The following is a 16503-nucleotide window of genomic DNA, read 5'->3' as shown; positions in this document are numbered from 1 at the left end:
TCGGGTCAGATCAGCGGTATCGGGTCAGATCAGCGGCCGGGGCTGCGTCAACTCGTCGTACACGCTGAGCACTTGGGCCACCGTCTCGTCCTCGGTCGGCCAGGTCGCCGCCTGCCGCAGCCCCTGCTCCGCCAGCAGCTCCCGCCGCTCGGGATCGCCGAGCAGCCGTACGACGGCGTCGGCGAACGCCTCCGCGTCACCGGGCGGGACGAGTTCGGCCGCGTCGCCGACGAGTTCGGGCACACCGCCGACGGCGGTGGCGACCAGCGGCACGCGCGCGTGCAGGGCCTCCTGGGCCAGCACGGACCGCGACTCCCACCGGCTCGGCAGCAGCGCCAGATCGGCGGCGGCGAGCAGCTCACCCACGTCGTCGCGGCGGCCGATGAGCCGCACCGGCAGCCCCTCCTCCTCGATCCGGCGCTGCAACGCCGTGCGCAACGGGCCCTCGCCCGCGATGGCGACCAGCGGCATGGGATCGAGCCCACGCCACGCGCGGGCGGCGTCGAGCAGGACGTCGTAGCCGCGCTGCGGGTCGAGGGAGCCGACGGCCATCAGCAACGGGCGTCCGATGGCCCCGAGTTCGGCCCGGATCTTGGGGCGCGCGAGATCGGGTCCGTCGGGCTCGGCGGGCTCGGCGGACGTGCGGCGTCCGGGCAGGGCGACGGCGGCGAGCCGTGCGTCGCGCGCGCCCGCCCTCCGCGCCCGGTCGACGAGATCGGAGGTGGTGCCGAGCACCACGGCGGCCGCCCGCACCACCCGGCGCTCCAGCAGACGCAGAAAGTGGGCGCGCGCCCCCTCCACGTGGGCGCGGCTGTGCCAGGTGACGATCAGCGGGGTGCTCCGTCCGGCCAGGGCGAGCGCCGCCCGGAACGAGGCGTGCAGCCCGTGCGCGTGCACCAGGTCGGCGCCCGTGCAGGCGGCCCGCAGCGCCGCCACCGACCCCGGGTCGCTGCTGCGCGGCACGTGCACGTGCTCCGCGCCGGCCCCGCTGAAGTCGTAGATGCGATCGGCCTCGACGGGGGCGCACACCGTGACCCGCACGCCCCGCGCGACGAGCCCCGCCGCCAGCGAGCGCACGTGCGCGCTGCTGCCGGCGTTGCCTCCGCCCAGCACCTGCACGGTGCGCAGCGTCGACTGGCCGTGCGGAGAGTGGCTGCTCACGGGGGTCACGTGGCCGGGGCTCCTGGGTTCGGCGGTTCGGCGTCGGACAGTGACGACGGTTCACGACGGTCACGGAGAAACGTACAGAAGGATGCGGCGGAGGGGGTGCACCGCGCGACGCCCTCCGCGCACCCGCCCAAGGATGCCAGGAGGTACGGCCGTTCCGGCAACGCCGGAGATCACACACTCCCGCACGCCGGGGCAACGCGCCGCCCGGCGTCACCCACCCGAGTGAACTCGCAAGCCCACTCACCCGGTCCCCGCACACCGCCGCGACCACGACACCGGCCCCATGCGCGACCGGCCCGCCCCGCCGTTGGCCGCGACGACAGCCGCCCCGAGCGCGGCACCCAGCGCATGCGCGCCGGTGTCCCCGACCATCACGCGCTCCCCGAGATCGCCGCGCCGGTGATCCCCGGCCACGTCGTCGTACGCCCCGCAGGCGCCGACGGCGACCAGGGCGACCCCGGCGAGCGGGCTCACCCGTCCGACGCCGACGGCGGTGGCGAGGGCGGTGGCCGGACCGGCGTACAGCTCGACGGTCCGTCCGGCGACCTGCTACCCGTCCGCCCGAGCGGTCTCCAGCAGCTCCTCCGCATGCGCCCGCGCCGTCTGCGAGTCCTCCTGACCGGCCAGCATCCGGGACAGCTCCCGGATCCGGTCCTCGCCCTCCAGCACCTTCACGCCGGATCGCGTCACCGACCCGTCGTTCGTCTTCTCGACCAGCAACTGCCGGTCGGCGAAGGCCGCCACCTGCGGCAGGTGCGTCACCACGACGACCTGCGCGGTCTTCGCCAGCCGGGCCAGCCGCCGCCCGATCTCCACCGCGGCCTTGCCACCCACACCGGCGTCCACCTCGTCGAAGAGGTACGTCGGCACCGGATCCGTCCCCGCGAACACGACCTCCACGGCCAGCATCACGCGCGACAGCTCACCACCGGACGCGCCCTTGGCGATGGGCCGCGGCGGCGCACCCGGGTGGGGCGCCAGCAGCAGCTCGACCTCGTCGGCACCCGACGGCCCGTACGCCACCGGACGGCCGCCGACCTCGACGCCCTCCGGGTCCTCGGTCTGCCGGATGGCGAACGACACGCGCGCGTGCGGCATGGCGAGCGACGCCAGCTCGGCGGTCACGGCGGCCGCGAACCGCTCGGCCGCCTCCGTCCGCGCGTCCGTCAGCGCCTGCGCCAGCCCGCCCAGTTCGGCCCGCAGCGCGTCCCGCTCGGCGGTCAGCTCCCCGATCCGCTCGTCGTCGCCGTCGAGTTCGGTGAGTCGCGCGGCGCCCTGCTCGGCCCAGGCGAGCACGGCGTTGATGTCCTCGCCGTACTTCCGGGTCAGCGCGGTCAGCGCGGCCCGCCGCTCCTCGACCGCCGCCAGCCGCAGCGGATCGGCGTCCAGATCGTCGGCGTACCCCGCCAACTCGCCCGCCACATCGCCCAGCAGGATCCCGACCTCACCGATCCGGTCGGCGAGCGCGGCCAGCGCCGGGTCGTGCGACCGTACGGCCTCCAGCGCCCGATGCGCCCCCGCGACGAGCGTCGAGGCGTCGACGCCCTCGGGATCCTCCGGATTGCCCGCGAGCGCCACATGAGCGGCCGTGGCGGCGGACGCCAGCGCCTCCGCGTGCCCCAGCCGCTCGGCCTCCTCGGCGAGCTCCGCGTCCTCCCCGGCCCGCGGCTCGACGGCGGCGATCTCGTCGAGCCCGTACCGCAGCATGTCGGCTTCCTGAGCCCGCTCACGCGCGCGCGTGGTGATCTCTTCGAGCTCGGCGGAGACGGCCCGCAGCCGCCGGTAGGCCTCGGCGTACTTGGCCAGCGGCCCGGCCACCGCGTCACCGGCGTACCGGTCGAGCGCCTGCCGCTGCCGGGACAGCTTCAGCAGCCCCTGCTGGTCGGTCTGCCCGTGCACGGCCACCAGCTCGTCGGCGAGCTCGGCCAGCACCCCCACGGGCACGGACCGCCCTCCGACATGCGCCCGGGACCGCCCCTCGGCGGAAACGGTACGGCTGATCAGCAGGGCCCCGTCGTCGAGCTCGGCGCCGGCCTCCTCGGCCCGTACGGCGACCGAGGCGTCCGCGGGCACGGTGATCCGCCCCTCCACGACCGCCTTGCCGGCCCCCATCCGCACGAGCGCCGGATCCGCCCGCCCACCCAGCAACAGCCCCAGGCTGGTGACCACCATGGTCTTGCCCGCACCCGTCTCACCGGTGACAGCGGTGAACCCCGGCGACAGCTCGACGACGGCATCGTCGATGACTCCGAGCGACCGTATCCGCATCTCCTCCAACACGGACACGACCATACGAGGTCCGGGAGCAGAAGTGCACGCGGGCCACCCATGTCACCCACGCGAGTGCACGCCGGGTGAGGGGCGCGGGGAACTGCGCGACAAGCCACAACGAACCCGTTGCCGCCGACGCTCGGAAACCACACCCCACAGATGGCTAGTGCGGCGCTCCCCGCCACCCAGAAACAGGCAACGCAAACTTGGCCACCAGCCGATCCGTGAACGAAGCATGATGCAGCCGAGCCAACCGCACCGGCACAGCCCCCCGCCGCACCTCAACCCGCGCCCCGGGCGGCAACTCCACAGTCCGCCGCCCGTCACACCACAGCACACCCGGCGGAATATGCGGCAAAACCTCCACCGCAAGCACCGAATCGGGCGACGTCACCAACGGCTTCGCGAACAACGCATGCGCACTGATCGGCACCATCAACAACGCCTCCACCTCGGGCCACACCACAGGCCCACCCGCGGAAAAGGCATACGCCGTAGACCCCGTAGGCGTCGACAGAACGATCCCGTCACACCCGAACCCGGTCACCGGCCGCCCGTCGATCTCAAGGACGACCTCCAGCAACTTCTCGGCGCCGGCCTTCTGCACCGCCGCCTCGTTCAGCGCCCAGTCGGTGTGCACGATGTCGCCGTTGCTGTGCACGACGACATCGACCGTCATCCGCTCCTCGACCTCGTACGCCCGCGTCACCACCCGGTCGACGACCTTGTCCAGGTCGTCCCGCTCGGCCTCGGCGAGGAACCCCACCCGCCCGAGGTTGACGCCGAGCATCGGCACCCCGGACGCCCGCGCGAACTCCGCGCCCCGCAGCAGCGTCCCGTCACCGCCGAGCACTATCAACAGCTCGCACCCGTCGAGGCACTGCGGAGTCGCCTCCTTGACCAGCTGCACCTCGTCCGGCAGCGGCAGATCAAGCGCCTCGGCCTCCAGCACCCGCACGCCGATCCCGGACCGCAACAGGCCCTTGACCACCAGCTCGGCGCTGCGCACGGCCGCGGGCCGTCCGGTGTGGGCGAGCAGAAAAACAGTACGAGCTCGGTTCGTTGTCAACGCGGCCCCTCCGCAACTGCACGGTCGACGTCGGCCGGGTCCAGTCGGGGAGCCCCGGCCCGCAGCCACAGAAAGTACTCGACATTCCCCGAGGGCCCGGGCAACGGACTGGCCGTCACGCCCTTCACCCCGAGCCCCAGCTCCCAGGCCCGCTCGGCCACCCTGCACACGGCCTCGGCCCGCAGCTGGGGACTCCGTACCACTCCCCCGCTGCCCAGCCGTTCCTTGCCCACCTCGAACTGCGGCTTGACCATCATCACCAGGTCGGCGTCCGGCCGTACACAGCGCACGAGGGCGGGCAGGACCAGCCCGAGCGGGATGAAGGAAAGATCCCCCACGACAAGATCCACAGGTTCCCCATCGATCGCTTCAAGCGTCAACTCCCGTACGTTCGTACGGTCCTTGACGGTGACGCGTTCATCGCTCTGCAGAGTCCAGGCGAGTTGTCCGTATCCGACGTCCACGGCGACGACATGCGCGGCCCCCGCCCGCAGCAGCACATCGGTGAAGCCGCCGGTGGAGGCCCCGGCGTCCAGCGCCCGCCGCCCCTCGACGACCAGCCCCTGCGGTACGAAGACGGCCAGTGCGCCCGCGAGCTTGTGGCCGCCCCGGGAGACGTAATCGGGATCGCTGTCGTCGGCCGCGACGACGATCGCCGCGGCGGTCTCGACCTGCGTGGCGGGCTTGGTCGCGACCGTCTTGCCGACGCTGACCCGGCCGGCGGCGATCAGCTGGCCGGCGTGTTCGCGCGAGCGCGCGAGCTTCCGGCGGACCAGCTCCGCGTCGAGACGGCGGCGTGCGACTCCTGCCACGTTCGGTTCAGCTCCTATGTCCGTACGACGGTGAGGGCGCCGGAGGTCCCGGGCGGGCGTCGAGCGCGGTGAGCGCGTCGCGCAGCCCCCGATGTACATCCTCGTACACCTCGACGTGTCCGTCGGTGGCCAGGTGGTCGGCGTCGGCCAGCCGCTCCAGCTGGGCGTCCACCTCGGGGTTGCCGGTGGGGGTGCGGGGCACGCCGAGCGGGGCGGGCGCGGCGGGGTCGTACTCGGGCACGGCCCCGGCCCCGGGCTCGTCCTCCGCCGCTGCTGGGATACCGGCTTCCGGCACTGCGTCGCTCATGCCCCGACGCTACCCCGTAGCACTGCGGTACGGTCGACCGCGATGGCCACGATCGAGGAGTGCCGCGCCGCACTCGAAAAGCTCTCGGACAACATGCAGAGCGCCGAAGGGGACGTACGCGAGGCGGCGGCCCTGGACCGCTCGGTGAGCTGCCACATCAAGGACCTGGACGTCACCTTCGCCGGCCGGATGACCGGGGGCCGGATCGTGGTGCACGACACACTTGAGGGTCCGCCCCGGGAGAGGGCGCAGATCCGGCTCGCGCTGACCGGCGACGACCTGGTGGCGCTGGTGGACGGCGAGCTGAACTTCGCCAAGGCCTGGGGGTCGGGCCGGGTCCGGTTCGAGGCGGGCCTGCGTGATCTGTTCCGCCTCAGGAAGCTTCTTTAGCCGCCACCCGCGCGCGTGCCCTGCGTGCCGCCGGCACCACCAGCGGCGTCCCCGTCTCCGGATCGTCGATGACCTGGCAGCGCAGCCCGAAGACCTCCTCCACCAGCTCGGCGGTGACGATGTCGTTCGGCGCGCCCTCGGCGACCACCTCGCCGCCGCGCAGCGCGACGAGGTGCGTGGCGTACCGGGCGGCGTGATTGAGGTCGTGCAGCACGGCGACGAGGGTCCGCCCCTGCTCCTCGTGCAGCTCCGCGCACAGATCGAGCACGTCGATCTGGTGCTGGATGTCCAGATACGTCGTCGGCTCGTCCAGCAGCAGCAGCGGCGTCTGCTGGGCCAGCGCCATCGCGATCCACACCCGTTGCCGCTGACCGCCGGACAACTCGTCGACATAGCGATCGGCGAGCTCGGCGACCCCGGTCTGCACCATGGACTGCTGCACCACCCGCTCGTCCTCGGTCGACCACTGCCGCAGGATCCCCTGGTGCGGATACCGTCCGCGGCCCACCAGGTCGGCGACCGTGATCCCGTCCGGCGCGATCGACGACTGGGGCAGCAGACCGAGCGTCCGGGCGACCTTCTTCGCCGGCATCGACTGGATGACCTGCCCGTCCAGCAGCACCCGGCCCTGGCTAGGCTTGAGCATCCGCGACAGCGCGCGCAGCAGCGTGGACTTGCCGCAGGCGTTCGGGCCGACGATCACGGTGAACGAGTGGTCGGGGATCTCCACCGACAACCGCTCGGCGATGACGCGCTGGTCGTAGGCGAGGGTGACGTTCTCGGCGGACAGGCGGTTCACGGTGCTCCTTTGGATGTTCTGGTGCGCGGGGCCGCTCATATCCGCCCCGCCCTGCGCTCGGTGACCAGCAGCCACAGCAGGTAGAGGCCACCGAGCACGCCGGTGACCACGCCCACGGGCAGCTGGTCGGCGCCGAACACGCGCTGCGAGACCCAGTCGGCGGTGACCAGCAGGGCGGCGCCCATGCACAGCGAGGGCAGCAGGTTCGGGCCGGGCGAGCGGGTCAGCCGGCGGGCCAGCTGCGGCGCGGTGAGCGCCACGAAGCTGACGGGACCGGCGGCAGCGGTGGCGGAGGCGGTCAGCAGCACCGCGGCCACCAGCAGCAGCATCCGTACCCGTTCGACGCGCACCCCGAGGGAGTACGACACGTCGTCGCCCATCTCCAGCATCCGCAGCCCGCGCGCGTTGGCGAGGACGAGCGGTACGAGGACGGCGCACAGCGCGAGCAGCGGCCAGACCTGCGCCCAGTCACGGCCGCTGAGCGACCCGGTCATCCAGACGACGGCCCGGGCCGCGTCGACGAGGTCGGCCTTGGTCAGCAGATAGCCGTTGACCGCGGTGACGATGGCGGAGACACCGATACCGACCAGCACCAGCCGGTACCCGTGCACACCCTGCTTCCACGCCAGCGCGTAGATGGCGAGCCCGGTCCCCAGGCCGCCCACCAGGGCCCCGAGCGTGACCGCGCCCGCGCTGCCGGAGAACAGCACGATCACCACGAGCGCCCCGGCCGTAGCGCCCTGCCCGAGGCCGAGTACGTCCGGACTGCCCAGCGGATTGCGCGAGATGGACTGGAAGAGCGCACCGCCCAGCCCGAGCGAGGCGCCGACCAGCAGCCCGACCAGGACCCGCGGCAACCGCAGCTCGTTGACGATGAACTCCTGTCCGGCGTCCCCGTTGCCGACCAGTGTCTTCAGCACGTCGGCGGCGGGGATCGGGAAGTCGCCGGTGCCAATCAGCACCACACTCGCGGCGAGCGCGGCGAGCAGCAGCAGGACGACGACGGTGAGGGCCCGGACGTCCAGGCGCACGGACAGCCCGCCCGGCGTCCGTACGGCACGGTTGGCACGGTTGGTGGTCACAGCTGGGCCGTCCTCCGCCGTCGTACGAGAAAGATGAAGACCGGGCCGCCGATGATCGCGGTCACGATGCCGACCTGGAGTTCCGCGGGCCGCGCGACGATCCGGCCGAGCACGTCGGCGCCGAGCAGCAGCACCGGCGACAGAATGGCCGCGTACGGCAGGATCCAGCGCAGGTCGGGCCCGGTGAAGGACCGTACGACGTGCGGCACCATCAGGCCGACGAACACGATCGGCCCGCACGCGGCGGTCGCCGCCCCGCACAGCACGGTGGCGGCGAGCATGGACAGCGCCCGGGTGCGGTTGAGGTTGGCGCCGAGGGCCTTGGCGGTGTCGTCGCCCATGGCCATCGCGTTCAGCGGGCGTGCCAGGGCGAGCGCGAGGACGGAACCGGCCACCAGGAACGGCAGCACCTGCGTGATGGTGTCGTCGGTCGCCGCGCTCAGCGAACCGACCGTCCAGAAGCGCATCCGGTCCAGCGCCGCCTCGTCCAGGATCATCAGGGCCTGGAGGTAGCCGTAGAGGGCGGCACTGATCGCCGTGCCCGCGAGCGCGAGCCGCACCGGCGTGGCGCCCCGGCTGCCACCCAGGAACCACACCAGCGCCCCGACCGCGGCCGCACCGCAGAACGCGAACCACACATAGCCGCTGAGGCTGGTGACGCCGAAGAAGGTGATGGCGGTGACGACCGCCGCGGACGCGCCCGCGTTGATGCCGAGCAGCCCGGGGTCGGCCAGCGGATTGCGGGTGAGCGCCTGCAACACGGCCCCCGACAGACCGAGCGCGGCACCGGCGAGCAGACCGAGCAGGGTCCGGGACAGCCGCTCGCCGACCACGACGTCGCCGTACGTCCCCGAATCCTGGAACAGACCGTGCCAAACCTGCCCAAGCGTCAGCTCCTTCGCGCCGACAGCGATGCTCGCCAACGCGACCAGCACCATGATCAGCACGGCGAGGAGCAGCCCAAAGGCGCGTATCGCCCGGCGGGTTGGGGGCGCGGAGGTGACTTCCGCGCGCTGTTCGGGGGGACTCTCAACCAACACGCAGTTAGGTTAGCCTACCCTCGCATTGGACCGAGATCCCGATCGGATCCAAACCCCGCCCGACGCCGGGCCCTCAGACCTCTACAACGCCAACCGCGCCAACGCCTTCCCCCCGTCCAGCTCACACACCCCTTCCCCGGCCGACGTCCAGGCAGCCGCGCACAGTGCCCGCAACCCGTCCAGCGCCTCCCCCTCACCGTCCAGCTCCAGCCGCCCGTCCCCGGCCGTCGCCGTCCAGCCCCCGCACCGGAAGCCCGCACGGGCCTCGGCGACCTCCGGCTGCCCGGTGAGCATCCCCCGCAGATCCGCGTCGACGTACGTCGGCCGGTGCTGCGGTGGCGCGGCGAGCAGCTGCGGCCCGTCGGTCACGCCGGTCAGCACGAGCAGCGAGTCGACGCCCCCGTTGAACGCGCCCTCGATGTCCGTGTCCAGCCGGTCCCCCACGACCAGCGGCCGCCGCGCGCCCGTCCGCAGGATCGTCTCCCGGTGCATCGGCGGCAGCGGCTTGCCCGCCACCTGCGGTTCGGCACCGGTCGCTATCCGCACCACGGCCACCGCCGCCCCGTTCCCCGGCGCGATCCCGCGCGCGCTCGGGATCGTCAGGTCCGTGTTCGACGCGAACCACGGCACCCCGCGCGCGATGGCGTAACACGCCTCGGCGAACCGCCCCCACGGCAACGCCGGCCCGCCGTACCCCTGGACGACCGCCACCGGATCGTCATCCGCCGACTCGACTGGCACGAGCCCCCGCTCCCGCAACGCCACCCGCAGCCCCTCGCCACCGACCACCAGCACCCGCGCCCCCGCGGGCACCTGCTCGGCGATCAGCCGCGCGACCGCCTGCGCCGAGGTGATGACGTCACCGGCCTCCGCCGGTATCCCCAGCTCCGTCAGGTGCGCGGCCACGGCATCCGGCGTCCGCAGCGCGTTGTTCGTGACGTACGCCAGATGCATCCCGCCCGCCCGCGCGGCCCCCAGCGAGTCGACGGCGTGCGCGATCGCCTCCCCGCCCGCGTACACCACCCCGTCCAGGTCGAGCAGCGCCGTGTCGTACGCCTCGCTCAGCGCCCGCCCGCTGCCCTCGGGCCTGGTCCTGACCTGCTGGCTCATTCCCCACCGCTCCTCGGTCCACCTGCTTTCTCCCGATCATGCCCTACGCCACTGACACACGCGGCACACGTACGATGCCGGGATGAACACAGCAGGTCACCCGGAAGCAACGACGCGCCGAGACCTCGAACTCACCCCGTTCCGAGGCCTTGAACTCACCCCGTTCCGAGGTCTTCGCTACGACCCCGACCGGGTCGGCAGCCTGGCGGCCGTGACGTCCCCGCCGTACGACGTCGTCGTGCGCCCCGACGGCGTGCACTACCTGCAGTCGGCAGACCCGCACAACATCGTCCGGCTGATCCTCCCCGAGGCCGACACCCCTACCGCGCGCAACGCCCAGGCCGCCGACACCCTGCACCGCTGGCTCACCGAGGGCGTCCTGACCGCCGACCCCGAACCCGGCCTCTACGTCTACGAACAGCGCGACGGCAACGGCATGCTCCAGCGCGGGATCATCGGCGCCCTGCGCGTGTCCGATCCGGCGGAAGGCGTGGTCCTGCCGCACGAGGACGTCATGCCGCACATCGTCGCCGACCGCGCCGATCTGATGCGCGCCACCTCCGCGAACCTCGAACCCCTCCTGCTGACCTACCGCGGCAACGACGGCGCGGCGAGCGAGGTCGTCGAACGAACCGCCGAGAAGCCTCCGCTCCTCGCCACCACCACCGAGGACGGCTTCAGCCACCGCCTCTGGTCCATCACCGACCCCGCCGACCTGGCCCGCGTCCGGTCCGACCTCGCCCACCATCAGGCCCTCATCGCCGACGGCCACCACCGCTGGGCCACCTACCGCCGCCTGCGCGCCGAGAACCCTTCCCCCAGCCCTTGGGACTACGGCCTGGTCCTCCTGGTCGACACCGCCCGCTATCCCCTGCGCGTCCGCGCCATCCACCGCCTCCTGCACGGCCTGCCGGTGCCCGACGCCCTGTCCGCCCTCCAGGGCCACTTCCGCGTACGCCGCGTGGACGCACCGCTCCCCGAGGCCCTCACGTCCCTCGCCGAAGCCGCGGCCTCGGGCAACGCCTTCCTGCTCGCCGGCGACGGCACGTTCCACCTGGTCGACCGCCCCGACCCGGACCTGCTGACCCGCACGGTCCCCGCCGACCGCCCCGAGGCCTGGCGCACCCTCGACGCCGCGGTCCTGCACGCCACCCTCCTCGACCACATCTGGCACGTCCCCGAGGACTCCCCCGCCCACATCGCCTACATCCACGACGCGGCCGCCACGGTCCGCAAGGCGGAACGCGACGGCAGTACGGCGGTCCTGATGCACCCGGTCCACGAGGACGTCGTACGAGAACTGGCCCGCCAGGGCGTCACCATGCCCCGCAAGTCGACGTCGTTCGGCCCCAAACCGGCGTCGGGCCTGGTGCTCCGCGCGCTGAACATCTGACGCGCGGGCGCCGCACACACGAGCTCATACGAAGGGGGCGGGACCCCGAACCAGGGATCCCGCCCCCTCTCACACCCGCACGTCAGTCCAGGTCGCCGTCCCCGGCGGAGTCCGAGGCGTCCTTGGCCTCACCCTCGTCGCCCTGGTCGTCCTCCTGGCTGTCGTCGAGGGCGTCGACGAACTCCACCCCGTCCAGCTCGGCCAGCCGGTCCGAGGCATCCGTGCTGCCGTCCCGGTCCGCCTCCACGGCCTTCGCGAACCACTCCCGCGCCTCACGCTCCCGCCCGGCCGCGAGCAGCGCGTCGGCGTACGCGTACCGCAGCCGCGCGGTCCACGGCTGTACGGAGCTGGAGGCCAGCTCCGGGCTCTGCAGCGTCACGATGGCCGCGTCGAGCTGCCCCATGTCACGCCGGGCGCCGGCCGCGACGAGCCGCATCTCCACCTGGCCGGCCTTGTCGAGCTTCTGCACCTCGGGCGCCCCGGCCATGTCCAGCGCCTTCTCCGGCCGCCCGAGCCCACGCTCGCAGTCGGCCATGACAGGCCACAGATCCACGGAGCCGGTCATCCGCCGCGCCGCACGGAACTCGGCCAGCGCCTCCGCGTACTTCTGGTTCGCATACGCCGCGAACCCGGCCGCCTCTCGTACGGCGGCAACGCGCGACGCCAGCCGCAGGGCAACCCTGGAGTAGCCGTACGCTCCCTCGGGGTCCTCGTCGATCAGCCGCGCGACCATGACGAGGTTCTTGGCGACGTCCTCCGCGAGCGTCTTCGGCAGACTCTGCAGCTCCTGCCGTACGTCCTTGTCGATCTCGTCGCCGGTCACGTCCTCCGGGATCGGCAGCCGCTTGATGGGCTCGCGGTCCCGCTCCCGCTCCTCACGGAACCGACCGCCACCGCCGCCGCGCCGGTCATCACGCCCACGGAAGCCACCGGGCCGACCGCCACGGTCGTCCCGACGGGGACCACGTCCACGGTCGTCCCGCCCCCGGCCCCCGCCACGCTCACCCCGGTCGTCAAGCCGACCGTAGCCACCACGGTCCCCACGATCGTCCCGCCGGAAGCCACGGTCACGGTCGTCACGCCGGTCATCCCGGCGATCGTCCCGACGGTCGTCACGGCGGCCGTATCCGCCTCGGTCACTGTCACGCCGGTCATCGCGGCGGTCGTCACGCCTGTCATCACGCCGGTCGTCGCGGCGGAAGCCACCACGGTCATCACCACGGCGATCGTCGCGACGGAAGCCGCCACGGTCATCGCCGCGCCGGTCATCACGGCGGAAGCCGTCACGGTCGTCACTACGGCGGTCATCACGGCGGTCGTCACGGCGGTCATCACGGCGGAACCCACCACGGTCATCACCACGCCGATCGTCACGGCGGAACCCACCACGGTCATCACCACGGCGGTCATCGCGACGGAACCCACCACGGTCATCACCACGGCGGTCATCGCGACGGAACCCACCACGGTCATCACCACGGCGGTCATCGCGACGGAACCCACCACGGTCATCACCACGGCGGTCATCACGGCGGAACCCACCACGGTCATCACCACGGCGGTCATCGCGACGGAACCCACCACGGTCATCACCACGGCGGTCATCGCGACGCTCGCCGCGCTCGCCGCGGTCGTCGCGGCGGAAGGCCGGGCGGTCACCTCGGTCGTCCCTGCGGAAACTACCGGGTCGACCGCCCCTGTCGTCCCTGCGCGGACCGTGATCACGGTCGTCACGTCGATCATCACGTCGGCCGTACCCACCGCGGTCGCCGCCCCGGTCGCCGTCCCGACGGCCGTATCCGCCACGGTCGTTGTCCCGCCGGAACCCGCCCCGGTCACCCCGGTCGCTTCGGTCACCACGGTCGCGTCGGAAGCCGCCGCGGTCGCCACGGTCGCCGCTCTGCCCCCCATCCCCTCGCCGCTGGTCGCGCTCCGGTCGGTCGTCGGGAGAGTTGGTGGACATCGGTGACTCCTGTCTTTGGTACCGCAAGCATTGTAAAAACAAAAGGACCCCTGGTCCCAGCTGAACGCTGGGACCAGGGGTCCTCCAAAGATTGTTCGGCGGCGTCCTACTCTCCCACAGGGTCCCCCCTGCAGTACCATCGGCGCTGTAAGGCTTAGCTTCCGGGTTCGGAATGTAACCGGGCGTTTCCCTCACGCTATGACCACCGAAACCCTATTGGTTTCGAGCGAACAAGCACACTCTTCAATTGTCTGTTCTGCTCAAAGCCGACAACTGTTCGTTGCCTCAGAACTGACAGTGGACGCGAGCAACTGAGGACAAGCCCTCGGCCTATTAGTACCGGTCAACTCCACACGTTACCGTGCTTCCATATCCGGCCTATCAACCCAGTCGTCTACTGGGAGCCTTACCCTCTTAAAGAGGTGGGAGTCCTCATCTCGAAGCAGGCTTCCCGCTTAGATGCTTTCAGCGGTTATCCCTCCCGAACGTAGCCAACCAGCCATGCCCTTGGCAGAACAACTGGCACACCAGAGGTTCGTCCGTCCCGGTCCTCTCGTACTAGGGACAGCCCTTCTCAAGACTCCTACGCGCACAGCGGATAGGGACCGAACTGTCTCACGACGTTCTAAACCCAGCTCGCGTACCGCTTTAATGGGCGAACAGCCCAACCCTTGGGACCGACTCCAGCCCCAGGATGCGACGAGCCGACATCGAGGTGCCAAACCATCCCGTCGATATGGACTCTTGGGGAAGATCAGCCTGTTATCCCCGGGGTACCTTTTATCCGTTGAGCGACGGCGCTTCCACAAGCCACCGCCGGATCACTAGTCCCGACTTTCGTCCCTGCTCGACCCGTCGGTCTCACAGTCAAGCTCCCTTGTGCACTTACACTCAACACCTGATTGCCAACCAGGCTGAGGGAACCTTTGGGCGCCTCCGTTACCCTTTAGGAGGCAACCGCCCCAGTTAAACTACCCATCAGACACTGTCCCTGATCCGGATCACGGACCCAGGTTAGACATCCAGCACGACCAGACTGGTATTTCAACGACGACTCCCACCATACTGGCGTATGGCTTTCACAGTCTCCCAGCTATCCTACACAAGCCGAACCGAACACCAATATCAAACTGTAGTAAAGGTCCCGGGGTCTTTCCGTCCTGCTGCGCGAAACGAGCATCTTTACTCGTAGTGCAATTTCACCGGGCCTATGGTTGAGACAGTCGAGAAGTCGTTACGCCATTCGTGCAGGTCGGAACTTACCCGACAAGGAATTTCGCTACCTTAGGATGGTTATAGTTACCACCGCCGTTTACTGGCGCTTAAGTTCTCAGCTTCGCCCCACCGAAATGGAGCTAACCGGTCCCCTTAACGTTCCAGCACCGGGCAGGCGTCAGTCCGTATACATCGCCTTACGGCTTCGCACGGACCTGTGTTTTTAGTAAACAGTCGCTTCTCGCTGGTCTCTGCGGCCACCCCAGCTCAAGCAGCAAGTGCTCTCACCGGATGTGGCCCCCTTCTCCCGAAGTTACGGGGGCATTTTGCCGAGTTCCTTAACCATAGTTCACCCGAACGCCTCGGTATTCTCTACCTGACCACCTGAGTCGGTTTAGGGTACGGGCCGCCATGAAACTCGCTAGAGGCTTTTCTCGACAGCATAGGATCATCCACTTCACCACAATCGGCTCGGCATCAGGTCTCAGCCACAAGTGCGACGGATTTACCTATCGCACGGCCTACACCCTTACCCCGGGACAACCACCGCCCGGGATGGACTACCTTCCTGCGTCACCCCATCACTCACCTACTACCAGCTCGGGTCACCGGCTCCACCACTCCGTGCTTGTCCGAAGACGCACACGACGGCTTCACGGGCTTAGCATCACTGGATTCATGTTTGACGCTTCACAGCGGGTACCGGAATATCAACCGGTTATCCATCGACTACGCCTGTCGGCCTCGCCTTAGGTCCCGACTTACCCTGGGCAGATCAGCTTGACCCAGGAACCCTTAGTCAATCGGCGCAAACGTTTCTCACGTTTGTATCGCTACTCATGCCTGCATTCTCACTCGTCAACCGTCCACAACTACCTTCCGGTGCTGCTTCACCCGGCAGACGACGCTCCCCTACCCATCCATACGGTCGTTGGACCTCATGTATGAATGACACGACTTCGGCGGTACGCTTGAGCCCCGCTACATTGTCGGCGCGGAATCACTTGACCAGTGAGCTATTACGCACTCTTTCAAGGGTGGCTGCTTCTAAGCCAACCTCCTGGTTGTCTGTGCGACTCCACATCCTTTCCCACTTAGCGTACGCTTAGGGGCCTTAGTCGATGCTCTGGGCTGTTTCCCTCTCGACCATGGAGCTTATCCCCCACAGTCTCACTGCCGCGCTCTCACTTACCGGCATTCGGAGTTTGGCTAAGGTCAGTAACCCGGTAGGGCCCATCGCCTATCCAGTGCTCTACCTCCGGCAAGAAACACACGACGCTGCACCTAAATGCATTTCGGGAGAACCAGCTATCACGGAGTTTGATTGGCCTTTCACCCCTAACCACAGGTCATCCCCCAGGTTTTCAACCCTGGTGGGTTCGGTCCTCCACGAAGTCTTACCTCCGCTTCAACCTGCCCATGGCTAGATCACTCCGCTTCGGGTCTTGAGCGTGCTACTAAAACGCCCTCTTCGGACTCGCTTTCGCTACGGCTACCCCACCCGGGTTAACCTCGCAACACACCGCAAACTCGCAGGCTCATTCTTCAAAAGGCACGCAGTCACGACACACAAGCAAGCTTGCATGCGACGCTCCCACGGCTTGTAGGCACACGGTTTCAGGTACTATTTCACTCCCCTCCCGGGGTACTTTTCACCATTCCCTCACGGTACTATCCGCTATCGGTCACCAGGGAATATTTAGGCTTAGCGGGTGGTCCCGCCAGATTCACACGGGATTTCTCGGGCCCCGTGCTACTTGGGTGTCTCTCAAACGAGCCGCTGACGTTTCGACTACGGGGGTCTTACCCTCTACGCCGGACCTTTCGCATGTCCTTCGCCTACATCAACGGTTTCTGACTCGTCCCACGGCCGGCAGACCGT

Annotated in this window: 14 protein-coding genes and 2 rRNA genes (1 of these 16 running past the window's edge); 2 read left to right on the top strand and 14 right to left on the bottom strand. The window is 69.7% G+C overall.

From position 1 onward, the window contains the following. Positions 1-24 precede the first annotated feature (24 nt). The 6 genes from HJD23_RS33565 to HJD23_RS33540 all read right to left on the bottom strand — a co-directional run bounded on the left by HJD23_RS33565 (position 25) and on the right by HJD23_RS33540 (position 5629). Entirely contained in the window at positions 25-1170 is a 1146-nt protein-coding gene (locus HJD23_RS33565; RefSeq protein ID WP_171111943.1) for a glycosyltransferase family 4 protein, read from the bottom strand. Between the two features lie 240 nt (positions 1171-1410). Further along, positions 1411-1644, bottom strand: a complete 234-nt coding sequence (locus tag HJD23_RS33560; protein ID WP_346770323.1) for a hypothetical protein — start codon at positions 1642-1644, stop codon at positions 1411-1413. 75 nt (positions 1645-1719) lie between these two features. Further along, positions 1720-3462: a DNA repair protein RecN gene (recN, locus tag HJD23_RS33555; protein ID WP_171111941.1), complete on the bottom strand. Its 1743-nt coding sequence runs from the start codon at positions 3460-3462 to the stop codon at positions 1720-1722. A 142-nt stretch (positions 3463-3604) separates the two neighbouring features. Then, positions 3605-4510 carry an NAD kinase gene (locus HJD23_RS33550; RefSeq protein WP_171111939.1) on the bottom strand — a complete coding sequence of 302 codons (906 nt, stop codon included), beginning with the start codon at positions 4508-4510 and terminating at the stop codon, positions 3605-3607. Continuing rightward, positions 4507-5322, bottom strand: a complete 816-nt coding sequence (locus tag HJD23_RS33545) for a TlyA family RNA methyltransferase (RefSeq protein WP_171111938.1) — start codon at positions 5320-5322, stop codon at positions 4507-4509. Before HJD23_RS33545 ends, HJD23_RS33550 begins: the two co-directional genes overlap by 4 nt. A 7-nt stretch (positions 5323-5329) precedes the next feature. Continuing rightward, positions 5330-5629 carry a hypothetical protein gene (locus tag HJD23_RS33540; protein WP_171111936.1) on the bottom strand — a complete coding sequence of 100 codons (300 nt, stop codon included), beginning with the start codon at positions 5627-5629 and terminating at the stop codon, positions 5330-5332. A gap of 42 nt (positions 5630-5671) precedes the next feature. On the opposite strand from HJD23_RS33540, the gene HJD23_RS33535 reads away from it, so the two are divergent. Next, entirely contained in the window at positions 5672-6019 is a 348-nt protein-coding gene (locus tag HJD23_RS33535) for a sterol-binding protein (RefSeq protein WP_141311264.1), read from the top strand. Here the strand turns inward: HJD23_RS33535 and HJD23_RS33530 are convergent. From HJD23_RS33530 to HJD23_RS33515, 4 genes are all read right to left on the bottom strand, one after another. Then, complete coding sequence (locus HJD23_RS33530) at positions 6003-6857, bottom strand: ABC transporter ATP-binding protein (RefSeq protein ID WP_171111934.1); 855 nt, start codon at positions 6855-6857, stop codon at positions 6003-6005. The two genes, HJD23_RS33535 and HJD23_RS33530, sit on opposite strands and share 17 nt — an antisense overlap. Further along, positions 6854-7900 carry an iron chelate uptake ABC transporter family permease subunit gene (locus HJD23_RS33525; protein WP_171111932.1) on the bottom strand — a complete coding sequence of 349 codons (1047 nt, stop codon included), beginning with the start codon at positions 7898-7900 and terminating at the stop codon, positions 6854-6856. Before HJD23_RS33525 ends, HJD23_RS33530 begins: the two co-directional genes overlap by 4 nt. Then, the gene (locus tag HJD23_RS33520; protein WP_171111930.1) at positions 7897-8940 is read right to left on the bottom strand and encodes an iron chelate uptake ABC transporter family permease subunit; all 1044 of its coding nucleotides are present in this window, start codon (positions 8938-8940) and stop codon (positions 7897-7899) included. Before HJD23_RS33520 ends, HJD23_RS33525 begins: the two co-directional genes overlap by 4 nt. Positions 8941-9021: 81 nt before the next feature. Continuing rightward, positions 9022-10050, bottom strand: coding sequence for an HAD hydrolase-like protein (locus HJD23_RS33515; protein ID WP_171111928.1), 1029 nt, complete (start codon positions 10048-10050; stop codon positions 9022-9024). 82 nt (positions 10051-10132) lie between these two features. Between HJD23_RS33515 and HJD23_RS33510 the strand changes: the two genes are divergently transcribed. Beyond that, positions 10133-11443 carry a DUF1015 domain-containing protein gene (locus tag HJD23_RS33510; RefSeq protein ID WP_171111926.1) on the top strand — a complete coding sequence of 437 codons (1311 nt, stop codon included), beginning with the start codon at positions 10133-10135 and terminating at the stop codon, positions 11441-11443. An 82-nt stretch (positions 11444-11525) separates the two neighbouring features. Here HJD23_RS33510 and HJD23_RS43125 read toward each other — a convergent pair whose 3' ends face one another. From HJD23_RS43125 to HJD23_RS33495, 4 genes are all read right to left on the bottom strand, one after another. Further along, the gene (locus HJD23_RS43125; protein ID WP_206326339.1) at positions 11526-12284 is read right to left on the bottom strand and encodes a tetratricopeptide repeat protein; all 759 of its coding nucleotides are present in this window, start codon (positions 12282-12284) and stop codon (positions 11526-11528) included. Continuing rightward, positions 12263-13354, bottom strand: coding sequence for a hypothetical protein (locus tag HJD23_RS43120; protein ID WP_206352722.1), 1092 nt, complete (start codon positions 13352-13354; stop codon positions 12263-12265). The genes HJD23_RS43125 and HJD23_RS43120 overlap by 22 nt, the downstream gene beginning before the upstream one ends. A gap of 145 nt (positions 13355-13499) precedes the next feature. Beyond that, positions 13500-13616, bottom strand: a 5S ribosomal RNA gene (gene rrf / locus HJD23_RS33500). A 103-nt stretch (positions 13617-13719) separates the two neighbouring features. After that, positions 13720-16503 (bottom strand): 23S ribosomal RNA (locus tag HJD23_RS33495) (it continues 334 nt past the right edge of the window).

This window comes from Streptomyces sp. Z423-1 (assembly GCF_013009255.1).
Taxonomy (GTDB): Bacteria; Actinomycetota; Actinomycetes; order Streptomycetales; family Streptomycetaceae; genus Streptomyces; species Streptomyces gossypiisoli.
Note: the sequence above shows the minus strand (reverse complement) of the source record. Positions and strands in the feature narration are given on the sequence as shown.

What these genes read in the sequence shown, in the direction of transcription:
- HJD23_RS33540 (WP_171111936.1), bottom strand. Translation starts at nt 5,629, where the DNA reads ATGAGCGACGCAGTGCCGGAAGCCGGTATCCCAGCAGCGGCGGAGGAC.
- HJD23_RS33530 (WP_171111934.1), bottom strand. Translation starts at nt 6,857, where the DNA reads ATGAGCGGCCCCGCGCACCAGAACATCCAAAGGAGCACCGTGAACCGC.
- HJD23_RS33515 (WP_171111928.1), bottom strand. Translation starts at nt 10,050, where the DNA reads ATGAGCCAGCAGGTCAGGACCAGGCCCGAGGGCAGCGGGCGGGCGCTG.
- HJD23_RS43120 (WP_206352722.1), bottom strand. Translation starts at nt 13,354, where the DNA reads ATGGGGGGCAGAGCGGCGACCGTGGCGACCGCGGCGGCTTCCGACGCG.
- recN (WP_171111941.1), bottom strand. Translation starts at nt 3,462, where the DNA reads ATGGTCGTGTCCGTGTTGGAGGAGATGCGGATACGGTCGCTCGGAGTC.
- HJD23_RS33535 (WP_141311264.1), top strand. Translation starts at nt 5,672, where the DNA reads ATGGCCACGATCGAGGAGTGCCGCGCCGCACTCGAAAAGCTCTCGGAC.
- HJD23_RS33510 (WP_171111926.1), top strand. Translation starts at nt 10,133, where the DNA reads ATGAACACAGCAGGTCACCCGGAAGCAACGACGCGCCGAGACCTCGAA.